Source organism: Proteus alimentorum (genome assembly GCF_002607735.1).
GTDB classification, from domain to species: domain Bacteria; phylum Pseudomonadota; class Gammaproteobacteria; order Enterobacterales; family Enterobacteriaceae; genus Proteus; species Proteus alimentorum.
On sequence record NZ_NBVR01000010.1, the window covers coordinates 1 to 12487 of the forward strand.

Genomic DNA, 12487 nt, shown 5'->3' on the forward strand with positions numbered 1-12487 from the left:
AAAGGACTGAGTCCAGTTCAATACCGAACTCAGTCTTTACCTAACTAATTTAAACTGTCCAATAAACTGGGGTCAGTTCATTAATTTAAACGGGGGGTTTTTATCTTTATCGATACGTCGCTAAATTAGATTTACCACTGTCCATCTTGCACATGCTGTTTACGATAACGATCGCACCACATTGCGGTTGCACCACAGATTGCAACTGGCATGATGACTAAATTTAGAATAGGGATCATGGTGAAAATATTAATAACCATACCAAATTGAAGATTATTCCATTTGTCCTGCTTAAGTGAAGATTTCATCGCTGCAAATGAAATTTTATGATTATCAAATGGGAAGTCATTATATTGAATTGCCATCATCCAAGCACCAAAAGCAAACCACAAAATAGGAGCAACAGTTTGTCCAATAGCCGGAATAAAATAGAGCAATAACAAGACAATAGCGCGAGGTAAATAATAAGCTATTTTAGTTAGCTCTCGTTTTAAAATACGTGGAACATCTTTCAATATACCTGCAACACCCGTATCTGGTGGAGTAACGCCCGTTATTTGGCCTTCTAGTTTCTCAGCCAATAATCCATTAAACGGAGAAGCAATAATGTTGGCTAAGGTACTAAAGAAATAAGTGAACACTAATAAGATAAAAATAACGGATAATGGCCAGATTAAATAACTCAACCACTGTAACCAATCAGGCACTTTTTCCATCATCCAATTAACCATGCCACCAATTTGACCATATAACCACCAAAAAGCGCTTCCGAGAATAATAATATTGGCAAGTAGGGGTAAAATAACAAAACGTTTCAGCCCTTTGCGTGTAATTAAACGCCAACCAAGAGCAAAATAATGAAATCCATTTAAATTTTTATTCGTTTCTGTCAAATTTGTCATACTTCCTATTCTCTCCAATGAGGGCAAGCTAGTATCATATAGGGAGATAATCAGCCTTACTAGTCATGAATTGTCTAAAAAATGCGCATAAGAGATTGATGTGTGTATCTTTGTGACAAGAAAATTAAGTATTGGCTTGCACTTATGAGCATTGGCAAATACTCTTAGTAAAAAGTAATATTTGCCAACGTGGCTATTAAACCTCAAGACAACAGAGATAGAAATGATGCAGCAAAATTTGCGTCTGATATTAATCGTTGTTGGTGCGATTTTAATCATAGCTTTGTTATTACACGGCTTATGGATTGGTCGAAAAGAGCGTTCTAAGCTTTTCCGTAATCGCCCAGTAAAACGTCAGAAACAGAATTATCAGTCAGATGAGAACGATGACGAACCACAATATGCTGAGGTTAATCATCAGACATCAACTTTATCCTCTACTGAAAAGCGGGAGAGTGAGCCACCGATAAAATCGGAGCCTCTACATGAACCTGAAATTTCAGTGGCAGATAGCGACCCATTAATGTCTGAAACCGATACAAAAGGGAACTCTCATGATACTTCATTACAGCAAGAGCCTAGTCTTGGTGTTTTTGATGTTATTGAAAAAGAGCCTGTACCCATTGTTAGGGATGAGCCAAAACAAGCTCCTGTGGTTAATGTTGCGAGTGAAATAAAATCACACGTTAATACAGTAAGCCCATCTGCAAGTTTTGAGCCTTCAATTTCAGAGACAACGGCTCATGTGACTTCTGTTGAAACTGAGGCTTCGCATCATGCTCAGGCTGAAGAGCCAAAGGCTGAATCTGCTGCGCAAGCAACAGAAGCAGAGAAAGAGCTGGTTATTGTTCTAAACGTAAGCGCACATCATGGTCAAATGCTGGATGGTGAAGCGTTGATGCAAAGTATCATTCAAGCTGGATTTCAGTTTGGCGAAATGAATATTTTCCATCGTCATATCAATCCAACAGCGAATGGGCCAGTGTTGTTTAGTTTAGCGAATATGGTGAAACCAGGAACATTTAACATTGATACGATGGCTGAATTAACGACACCCGGTGTATCGATGTTTATGATGGTGCCATCTTATGGTGATGCTAACCAAAACTTTAAATTGATGTTACTTACGGCTCAACGTATAGCATCTGATGTAGGTGGTGTTGTGCTGGATGATGAACGCAAACTCTTAACACCACAAAAAATCGAGCTTTATAAATCTAGGATCCGCAGGACGCTAGATTTAAATCAATAGCTTTTGTCTGTAAAAAGCCCCCGCTTGCGGGGGTTTTTCTTCTTTGGTGATAATCATGAATAAAAACACTCAACAAAAAATTGATAAACTTCGCGTTACGCTACGTCACCATGAATATCTCTATCATGTCATGGACGCACCTGAAATACCTGATGCTGAATACGATCGCTTAATGAATGAGCTAAAAGCATTAGAAGCTGAACATCCTGAATTAATTACCTCTGATTCGCCTACACAGCGAGTTGGTGCCTTACCTCTAACAGCATTTGAGCAAGTGAGACATGAAATTCCGATGCTCTCCTTAGATAATGCTTTTGATGAAACAAGCTATCTGGCTTTTGATAAGCGTTTACGTGATCGTTTAAAAAATAGTGAAGAGATCACTTTCTGTTGTGAGTTAAAATTAGATGGATTGGCAGTCAGCCTACTTTATGAAAATGGAGTATTAGTACAAGCGGCAACGCGTGGTGATGGTACAACAGGAGAAAATATCACAGAGAATGTGAGAACGATCAAAGCCATTCCACTGCGTTTATATGGTGAGGATATTCCTGCTCGTATTGAAATTCGTGGCGAAGTTTTTATGAATGAAAAAGGCTTTGAGTATTTAAACGAGGAAGCGCGCCGTACTGGTGGAAAAGTTTTTGCTAATCCTCGTAATGCCGCTGCTGGTTCATTAAGACAGCTTGATCCTCGTATTACAGCAAAACGTCCATTAACCTTTTTCTGCTATGGTGTCGGTGTACTCGAAGGTGGCGAATTACCTACAAGCCACTATGAGCGCCTACAACAATTTAAAAAATGGGGATTGCCTGTTAGCGATGCTGTAAAACTTTGCACTGGTAGCAAAGCAGTACTTGATTTTTATCACCATGTAGAAGAAGTTCGTCCTAATTTAGGTTTTGATATTGATGGTGTTGTTATCAAAGTTGATGATATTGCACGGCAAGAAGAACTGGGTTTTGTATCAAGAGCACCGCGCTGGGCCATTGCTTATAAATTCCAAGCTCAAGAGCAAATGACGATTATCAAAGATGTTGAATTCCAAGTAGGACGTACTGGTGCGATTACACCTGTTGCTCGTTTAGAGCCCGTTCAAGTTGCTGGTGTTGTTGTGAGCAATGCAACGTTACACAATGCTGATGAAATTGAACGTTTAGGGATACGCATTGGCGATACTGTAGTTATTCGTCGAGCAGGTGATGTTATTCCTCAAGTTGTCAGTGTGATTGAAGAAAAGCGCCCTGATGATGCTCAAGAAATTATCTTTCCAACACATTGTCCTATTTGTGATTCTGATGTTGAGCGCATTGAAGGCGAAGCGGTTGCACGTTGTACTGGTGGCTTAATTTGTGGAGCGCAACGTAAAGAAGCGCTTAAACATTTTGTTTCACGTCGAGCTATGGATGTGGATGGAATGGGGGATAAAATTATCGACCAGTTGGTTGAGAAAGAATATGTCAAAACACCCGCAGATCTCTTCCGTTTAGATGAGAAAATCCTATCTGGTTTAGAGCGAATGGGCGAAAAATCAGCTAAAAAACTGATCACGGCTTTAGATAAGGCTAAATCAACGACATTTGCACGTTTTATTTATGCACTTGGTATTAGAGAAGTCGGTGAAGCAACAGCAAGTGGATTGACAACGCATTTCTCAACCCTTGATGCATTACGAAATGCTGATGTTGACGCTCTAAAATCAGTCCCTGACGTGGGCGATGTCGTGGCTAAACATGTCGTTAATTTCTTCCAAGAGGAACACAATAGAACGGTTATTGATCAATTGATCAATGATGCTGGTATTACATGGCAAGCACCTGTTATTGTGACTCATGAAGCGGGTGATAATCCTTTTGCAGGTAAAACCGTTGTGTTAACTGGGTCACTTTCACAGTTAACGCGTGATGAAGCAAAAGACAGATTAGTGGCGTTAGGCGCAAAAGTGAGTGGAAGTGTTTCTAAAAAAACCGACATGGTGATTGCGGGTGAAGCGGCTGGTTCTAAGTTAGTGAAAGCTAACGAATTAGGGATAACCGTTATCGATGAAGATGAAATGATACGATTACTTGATCAATCGAAATAATCATTCTAATATTTAATAAATGCTACTGGGAAACCTTCTCAGTGGCATTTTTACTTAAGCCAAATTTACATTTGATGTTCCTTAAGTAACTTTCAAAGTGTGATCAACCTATCTTATTTAATAAATAGTGTGTATGCGGTTTCATGAGATTGTGACAATAGTCACATCCTAATGTTACGCGTTACATAAAATGCTCTACAAGATTTATTTTTATTTTTGGAGCATGCATGTCCTCTATCATTCACTTCGTTTTAGCACTCGCCGTTATTGGCGCATTAGCATTCGTTGCGAGTAACAACCGCAAAGGGATCCGTCTGCGTTATATCGTGCAGTTATTAGTTATTGAAATCGCATTAGCATGGTTCTTCCTCAACTCTGATGTTGGTGAAGGCTTTGTTCGTGGCTTCGCTGGATTATTTGATCACTTATTAGGTTATGCCGCACAAGGTACTGAATTCGTGTTCGGTGGCATGATGAAAGGTGGTTTAGCATTCTTCTTCCTGAATGTTTTATGTCCAATTATCTTTATTTCTGCACTAATTGGTATTCTTCAACATATCAAAGTATTACCTTTCGTGATCCGCATTATCGGTACTGTGCTTTCTAAAGTGAACGGTATGGGGAAACTGGAATCATTCAACGCAGTGAGCTCACTGGTTCTTGGTCAGTCAGAGAACTTTATTGCCTATAAAGACGTATTAGGCAAAATGTCTCAGCGTCGTATGTACACAATGGCTGCAACAGCAATGTCGACAGTATCAATGTCAATTGTTGGTGCATACATGACAATGTTAGATCCAAAATACGTTGTTGCTGCTCTGGTACTGAATATGTTCAGTACATTTATCGTTCTTTCTGTGATTAACCCATATTCGGTTGAGAATGAAGAAGATATTCAAATGGGGAGTCTGCATGAAGGCCAAAGCTTCTTTGAGATGTTAGGTGAATACATCTTAGCGGGTTTCAAAGTTGCATTAATCGTTGCTGCAATGTTGATTGGTTTCATTGCATTAATCGCTGCTGTGAATGCGATTTTTAGTATGATTTTTGGTATCAGCTTCCAAGATTGTTTAGGTTATGTTTTCTATCCATTAGCATGGGTAATTGGTGTGCCAGAACAAGATGCATTACGTGTTGGTAGTGTGATGGCAACGAAATTAGTCTCTAATGAATTTGTTGCAATGGGCAGCTTACAAGATATCGCTTCTGAGTTAACACCACGCTCTGTGGGTATCTTATCTGTATTCTTAGTTTCATTTGCTAACTTCTCTTCAATCGGGATTGTTGCAGGTGCAATTAAAGGTTTAAACGAAGTACAAGGTAATGTTGTTTCTCGTTTCGGTCTGAAACTACTGTTCGGCTCTACATTAGTAAGCTTCTTATCAGCAGCTATCGCAGGTCTGTTTGTTTAATCTCTGAAGATAAAACAGATAGCATGTGAATAAAATAACAATGTAAACGGAGTCACTTGTTAACCAAGTAACCGAAAATCAAGCAGTGCCTTTGGGTACTGCTTTTTTTATCTTTAAATTACCCTATAATCGGTTTTATACTTTCACTAACAACGAGGTAGAGAACATGTTAGAGAAACAGCACCTTATCGATATAGCAAACACACAAATGCCATTTGGTAAGTACAAAGGGCGAATGCTGGTGGATTTACCAGAAGAGTACCTACTATGGTTTGCAAGGAAAGGAACGTTTCCTGAAGGGAAGTTGGGGCAACTGATGGAAATGACCCTTGCCATTAAAATTGAAGGTTTAGAAGGGCTATTAAAGCCATTAAAGCGGTGATGTTAAGGATTATCCACACCTGATTTTTCAGGTGTTAATGCATTAATGATTTTCTGATTTAATTCAATAAATAATGACAATACATTTTCTAATTCACTCTTTTTCATAAATATGCCACTCATGCATTATGTTAACTAAAGTTAATATGATCAGGCCATTCATTTTTTATGCTTGAATATGGGCATATCTGCGATATTAAAAAGTGGAGGGAGTAGAAAACAAAAAATCCCGAAGATTTCTCTTCAGGATCTTAAAATTCTGGTGGAGCTAAACGGGATCGAACCGTTGACCTCTTGCATGCCATGCAAGCGCTCTCCCAACTGAGCTATAACCCCACATATTGGATTGTTCTAGAAGTATATTGGTGGAGCTAAGCGGGATCGAACCGCTGACCTCTTGCATGCCATGCAAGCGCTCTCCCAACTGAGCTATAGCCCCAACATACTGGAACGGGCTTGATAATAGGCAACAAGCACAATACTGTCAATCAGTTAATCTCACATTATTTATTGATTGCTGAAAAAGAGTACAAAAAAAAGATACATTCCCTATTTTAGGAATGTATCTCTCTTAATAAGCAAGATTAACGTGGTAATTAAGCTTGATTTTCTCTTTCAGTAATAAAGTCTAATGCTTTATTAATGCGTGCAATACTACGAGTTTTACCAATAGCGTGAACAGTAACATCTAAGCCAGGAGATTGGCCTGCACCTGTTACAGCAACACGTAACGGCATACCCACTTTGCCCATTCCCACTTCTAATTCATCAGCAGTATCTTGAATGGCTTGGTGAACATTTTCAGCTGTCCACTCTGTAATTGCTGATAACTTATCGCGAACAACTTCTAATGGTTGACGAGCAACTGGGCGTAAATGTTTTTTCGCGGCAGTTTCTTCAAAGGTTTCGAAATCAACATAGAAGTAATGGCAACTTTCAGCCATCTCTTTTAATGTCTTACAACGTTCGCCTAATAATTTGATCAGCTCAACTAATGATGGACCATTGCTGGTATCAATATTTTGTTGCTTGATATGCCAATCTAAATGAACAGCGACTTTCTCTGCTGGCAGTGTATTGATGTAGTGATGGTTTAACCAAAGCAGTTTATCAGTATTAAATGCGCTTGCTGATTTACTGATAGCTTCTAAAGTGAAGTGTTCAATCATTTCATCAATAGTAAAGATCTCTTGGTCACCGTGAGACCAGCCTAAACGTACTAAGTAGTTTAATAGTGCCTCTGGTAAATAGCCGTCATCACGATATTGCATTACGCTGACTGCGTTATAACGTTTAGATAGTTTTTTGCCATCATCACCTAAAATCATTGATACGTGGGCATATTCAGGTACAGGTGCACCTAATGCTTTGAGAATATTGATTTGGCGAGGTGTGTTGTTGATATGATCTTCACCACGAATAACGTGAGTGATTTCCATATCCCAGTCATCAATAACAACACAGAAGTTATAAGTTGGAGAACCATCAGTACGACGAATAATCAGATCGTCAAGTTCTTGGTTACTAAATTCAATCGGGCCACGAATTTTGTCATCAAAAATAACAGAACCTTCTTGTGGGTTTAAGAAACGCACAACATGAGGTTCATCAGCGCTGTGATTATGGTTACCACCACGGCAACAACCATCGTAACGAGGCTTTTCACCTTTCGCCATTTGATCTTCGCGTAGTTGCTCTAAACGCTCTTTAGAGCAATAGCAACGGTATGCCGTACCCGCAGATAGCATTTGATCAATCACTTGGTTATAGCGATCAAAGCGTTTAGTCTGATAATAAGGACCTTCATCCCAATTCAGATTTAACCAATTCATACCGTCCATGATTGCATCGATGGCTGGCTGTGTAGAACGTTCTAAATCGGTGTCTTCTATACGCAGTACAAATTCGCCCTTATTGTGACGGCTATATAACCAGGAATAAAGTGCGGTACGCGCACCACCAACATGTAGATAGCCAGTAGGACTTGGTGCAAAACGGGTTTTTATTTTACTCATTGGGATTGCCTTTGTACGTCTTACTTATATATAGATAAGTAATCGTGATTATCAAAAAAACGAAATGGTTGTCTTATTTTATCACTGGATGCTAATTCCTCAATGGCATTAAGCTTTTAACAGAGATAAAATTTTCAAATTGATGATTTTTTGTTTGACGAAGAGTATCCGTAGGATTACTTTGGTTAATTGCTGTGTCACTTATGGTGCTAAAAAAAGCATCTTGACTAAAAATAAAACGAACGATCATTTTCACGATAAAAAACTGATAAAAATCGTTGACTCATAGCGCAGTATCCCTATAATGCACCCCATCACGACGGGCGGTTAGCTCAGTTGGTAGAGCATCTCCCTTACAAGGAGGAGGTCGTTGGTTCGAGCCCAATACCGCCCACCATTATTTTCGTTGTGATAAGTTGTATGATTTAGTGTAGTTGGGCGGTTAGCTCAGTTGGTAGAGCATCTCCCTTACAAGGAGGAGGTCGTTGGTTCGAGCCCAATACCGCCCACCATTATTTTCGTTGTGATAAGTTGTATGATTTAGTGTAGTTGGGCGGTTAGCTCAGTTGGTAGAGCATCTCCCTTACAAGGAGGAGGTCGTTGGTTCGAGCCCAATACCGCCCACCAATTACATTAAAGCGTGGTAGTGAGAATTTAGTCATCATGAAGTGGGCGGTTAGCTCAGTTGGTAGAGCATCTCCCTTACAAGGAGGAGGTCGTTGGTTCGAGCCCAATACCGCCCACCAATTACATTAAAGCGTGGTAGTGAGAATTTAGTCATCATGAAGTGGGCGGTTAGCTCAGTTGGTAGAGCATCTCCCTTACAAGGAGGAGGTCGTTGGTTCGAGCCCAATACCGCCCACCACTTCATCCGGTTATTTCGCGCAATATCACACATTTAGGTATGGGTCGTTAGCTCAGTCGGTAGAGCAGTTGACTTTTAATCAATTGGTCGGGCGTTCGAATCGCCCACGACCCACCATTCCTAAAAATACAACATAAAGTAGTGAACATTGTGACGGGTCGTTAGCTCAGTCGGTAGAGCAGTTGACTTTTAATCAATTGGTCGGGCGTTCGAATCGCCCACGACCCACCATTCACAACGCTACTTACAGATTTACGCAAAATTATTAAATGGGTCGTTAGCTCAGTCGGTAGAGCAGTTGACTTTTAATCAATTGGTCGGGCGTTCGAATCGCCCACGACCCACCATTTTCGAATACCATCCGTTTTTATTGAAATGGGTCGTTAGCTCAGTCGGTAGAGCAGTTGACTTTTAATCAATTGGTCGGGCGTTCGAATCGCCCACGACCCACCATTTAATAATAAAGCGGGCGGTTAGCTCAGTTGGTAGAGCATCTCCCTTACAAGGAGGAGGTCGTTGGTTCGAGCCCAATACCGCCCACCACTTCTTTATCTCTTCTTATTTGTATTCCTAGCAATTCTCTAAAATAATCAACAAAAATGATTTAGTTTTTAATACTGATGTTATTGCAGCCTAGTCGCATCTTTTAAGCCTCAATCGCTTTCTCTGTATCAGCTGTTCTATTCGCATCTTACTTATTGTATGGCCTCACTCATGACCGCATATACTTACACGCATGCTCTTTCCTAGCCCTTGTATTGGCATCATCTTTTTATACTCAAGACAATACCCAGTGTTTCTTTGGAATTATTAATTTCTAAGGCGGTTTTAACTTGCTATTGCATTGTTTTTTTTTGTGAAAAGAGAACATAAATAAGTTTCTTTGTTACGCTTTTTTACATCCTGTCATATTTTTATCATTTAAAGTGGAGTCGCTTAAAAAGAAAGTCGCTCTTCTATTGTTAACTTAATCATTTTGCATGAAGAATTTTTCTCAGTAGAAAATATGTATTTATTTTTGAGTGCGGTTCAAATTTGATCCGGAAAGATAAAAAAAATTATTCTAAATGAAAAAGAAAAATCTACTCCTTTTGAGAGTAGATATCGGTATTTTCAGTTTATTAATAAAATTAAATAACCTTAGATGCACTGTTATAAATTATTCGAACACTTTCTATGAGAAAAATCTCTCATAAAATGAGCAAGTTAAAACATTTTAAAGCGGTATTGAAAAATATGTGATACTTATTTTTTAAGAAAAAATTCAGAAGATTAAAAGACAAAAATTGAGATTTATAGTTAATCTTTCTTATTTTTTATAAAGCGTGAGATAGTACTAACAACAAGAAACATTAAATATAATGATGTTTTATCTTTTTTATTCTTCTTTTCTGACGATATGATAGAGCGAAAATTTTTGTTTAATTATTTGATTTAAAAGCAATTAAATTTAAAATTTGATATTTATCAATCTTTTCGTCACAATGAACTGAATAATAAATGATATAAAGCAAAAAGCACTTATTTAATCAGTAATTGATTTGTCCTGAAGTGGTTAATTTCATTTTTTACGGAAAATGGAGAAATTTGTGCATTTAGCGGAAATATAAATTATATAAAAATATTAATGTTTATTTTAGCCTAAGAATAACTCTTATATGGAATAGGTGTAATTACTTAGGATGTAAAAAGGTTGATTTTTGCTTTTTTTAACAAAATTAGATCATGCTAAAGTTGATATTTAACAGTTCATTCCCTTGCGAATTTGACTTAATATGTGACGATAACTCTATTTTTGCAATATACCAAATGCGCGTATTTGAGTGAAAAAGAAAGAATAGTATTGAGTGATCATAAAAGAAGCGACTTTTATGATAATAAGCATAATCTTCGAATAACTCACTGATAAAACAAAAAATATTTATATTGATACTCGCCTTTTTTCTATTTAACAAAGAAAATTTTTAATCTAATTGGAAATTAAAATAAGTTATTCATTAATAAAAATTCAAAAAAAATGAGTAATTAAATCTATTATTTATTTATTCTAGAGTAATAATGAATAGTGGTTCTAAAAATATATTTAGTTGAAAGAGTAAGGGTTTATACTTATATAAATTAATTAACAAATGTTTAAAGTGTGATCTATATCTTTGTTTTAATGTAAGTTTTGTAACCTATTGATTTTAAGTGTAATATTTTTTTGTTTATCAACTTCTCAGATTTCATTGATATTGCTTAAGCTATTTAATAAAAATAAGAAAATCGTCACCTTTATGAGGTTAATTTATTATTTTAAATAAATTAGACTGATATAAGTTGATTTATTTTTGCACAATTCAAATGATTAAACTTTAAATCAGGATTTTGCTAGATGATAATTCTAATTAATGAGTAAAGTTTAAGAAAAAAAAGCGTGATTTTATAAATAAAATTTTTTAACTATATGAAAATAAAGGATATATATCATTATCCTAAGTATTGTTTACTAGTATGAGTAAACCATTGTGTTTGCATTGTCTTTTTTTGACTGGTTGAAAGTGTTTAAATGCGTAGTATATTATTTACATATGATAAGTCATGTTATGAATTGTAATATTTCTTATCTACTAAAAATAATATTTTATTAAAACAAAAAGGTGTCCTCGATAATATATAGTTTTACATATTATTGAGCAGGAACACACCATTATAAAATTAGATATCAATCAAAGTGAAAAGCGAGAACAATATTATGAGTAGCAAGTATCCAGTCGCTTATGCTGTTGGACAAAAAATTAAGTCATTAAGAAAATCTCAAGGTTATACTGTATTTCAGTTAGCAAAAGAGATTGATATTAGTGAACAACAGTTATTTCGTTATGAGCGTGGTGTAAATCGTATTGATATTGATTGCTTAGTTAGAGTACTTGAAGTACTAGGCGTTAATATTGGTAGCTTCTTTGAAGAAGTAACAGGTGGAATGACTCAAGAAACTGAGCGTAATGAACAACATATTCCAGCTCATTTCGATAGCAAGGCTCTTTCTATCTTCTAATAATATTCTTAAATTAGAAAGCAACTCATTTTAGAATAACTAAATTGAGTAAGATAATTCTTATATATATGTATTTCTCTTTAGCTAGTTGATAATAAGAATTTTCTTAATATATGAAATAAAGCCTCTATATGAAACCAATGCCCTGATTAGGGCATTTTACGTTTATAGAGAATGAGAACTTTTAATTTTTACAAAAAAAAGAATAATTGTATTGCAAATGAATTGAGATTTTCATGCTTGGAGAAATATATACTCGTCTTTATTTGTATGCGAAAAAACCAGTCAATTAATGCTTGTTTAGAATAAGCTACCCATAAAATTACTTCTTATATTACCGACTACGATTTCACCTCCTGATAACATTTTTGAAGTGATTAAACGTATAACTTATGCATATCACACCAATAAATTTAAAAGGAGTGAATGTTAATATGATAAAAGCAAAATGTGCGCGTTGGTGAAAATAGGTTATCAGATCAAAAATTAAGTATTTATCATTAAATGACTATCTGGATAATGATAGTTAGTATTACATTA

7 protein-coding genes and 12 tRNA genes are annotated in these 12487 nt (G+C 36.6%); 15 read left to right on the plus strand and 4 right to left on the minus strand.

Translation table 11 applies throughout. From position 1 onward, the window contains the following. Positions 1 to 131 precede the first annotated feature (131 nt). Positions 132 to 902 carry a sulfate transporter CysZ gene (gene cysZ / locus B6258_RS01205; RefSeq protein ID WP_099073752.1) on the minus strand — a complete coding sequence of 257 codons (771 nt, stop codon included), beginning with the start codon at positions 900 to 902 and terminating at the stop codon, positions 132 to 134. Between the two features lie 223 nt (positions 903 to 1125). Between cysZ and zipA the strand changes: the two genes are divergently transcribed. From zipA to B6258_RS01225, 4 genes are all read left to right on the plus strand, one after another. After that, on the plus strand, positions 1126 to 2154 hold the full coding sequence (zipA, locus tag B6258_RS01210) for a cell division protein ZipA (protein WP_099073753.1): 1029 nt from the start codon (positions 1126 to 1128) through the stop codon (positions 2152 to 2154). A gap of 55 nt (positions 2155 to 2209) precedes the next feature. Continuing rightward, positions 2210 to 4237, plus strand: a complete 2028-nt coding sequence (gene ligA / locus B6258_RS01215; protein ID WP_099073754.1) for an NAD-dependent DNA ligase LigA — start codon at positions 2210 to 2212, stop codon at positions 4235 to 4237. 227 nt (positions 4238 to 4464) lie between these two features. Next, the gene (locus B6258_RS01220) at positions 4465 to 5649 is read left to right on the plus strand and encodes a NupC/NupG family nucleoside CNT transporter (protein ID WP_099073755.1); all 1185 of its coding nucleotides are present in this window, start codon (positions 4465 to 4467) and stop codon (positions 5647 to 5649) included. Between the two features lie 166 nt (positions 5650 to 5815). Then, entirely contained in the window at positions 5816 to 6031 is a 216-nt protein-coding gene (locus B6258_RS01225) for a DUF3820 family protein (RefSeq protein ID WP_099073756.1), read from the plus strand. Positions 6032 to 6290: 259 nt separating this feature from the next. On the opposite strand, the gene B6258_RS01230 is transcribed toward B6258_RS01225, so the two are convergent. The 3 genes from B6258_RS01230 to gltX form a co-directional block, all read right to left on the minus strand. Next, positions 6291 to 6366, minus strand: a tRNA-Ala gene (locus B6258_RS01230). Between the two features lie 27 nt (positions 6367 to 6393). Beyond that, positions 6394 to 6469 (minus strand) — tRNA-Ala (locus B6258_RS01235). 157 nt (positions 6470 to 6626) lie between these two features. Continuing rightward, positions 6627 to 8045, minus strand: a complete 1419-nt coding sequence (gene gltX, locus B6258_RS01240) for a glutamate--tRNA ligase (RefSeq protein ID WP_099073757.1) — start codon at positions 8043 to 8045, stop codon at positions 6627 to 6629. A gap of 321 nt (positions 8046 to 8366) precedes the next feature. Here gltX and B6258_RS01245 point away from each other — a divergent pair. The 11 genes from B6258_RS01245 to B6258_RS01295 all read left to right on the plus strand — a co-directional run bounded on the left by B6258_RS01245 (position 8367) and on the right by B6258_RS01295 (position 11947). Further along, positions 8367 to 8442, plus strand: a tRNA-Val gene (locus tag B6258_RS01245). A gap of 39 nt (positions 8443 to 8481) precedes the next feature. Next, positions 8482 to 8557: transfer RNA gene (locus B6258_RS01250), tRNA-Val, on the plus strand. A 39-nt stretch (positions 8558 to 8596) separates the two neighbouring features. Continuing rightward, positions 8597 to 8672 (plus strand) — tRNA-Val (locus B6258_RS01255). Between the two features lie 43 nt (positions 8673 to 8715). Then, positions 8716 to 8791: transfer RNA gene (locus tag B6258_RS01260), tRNA-Val, on the plus strand. A 43-nt stretch (positions 8792 to 8834) separates the two neighbouring features. Then, a tRNA-Val gene (locus B6258_RS01265) sits at positions 8835 to 8910 on the plus strand. Between the two features lie 41 nt (positions 8911 to 8951). Beyond that, positions 8952 to 9027 (plus strand) — tRNA-Lys (locus B6258_RS01270). A gap of 38 nt (positions 9028 to 9065) precedes the next feature. Beyond that, positions 9066 to 9141, plus strand: a tRNA-Lys gene (locus B6258_RS01275). Positions 9142 to 9181: 40 nt separating this feature from the next. Continuing rightward, positions 9182 to 9257: transfer RNA gene (locus B6258_RS01280), tRNA-Lys, on the plus strand. 30 nt (positions 9258 to 9287) lie between these two features. After that, positions 9288 to 9363, plus strand: a tRNA-Lys gene (locus tag B6258_RS01285). A 14-nt stretch (positions 9364 to 9377) separates the two neighbouring features. After that, positions 9378 to 9453, plus strand: a tRNA-Val gene (locus B6258_RS01290). Between the two features lie 2191 nt (positions 9454 to 11644). Beyond that, complete coding sequence (locus tag B6258_RS01295) at positions 11645 to 11947, plus strand: helix-turn-helix domain-containing protein (RefSeq protein ID WP_088495080.1); 303 nt, start codon at positions 11645 to 11647, stop codon at positions 11945 to 11947. Positions 11948 to 12487: the final 540 nt, after the last annotated feature.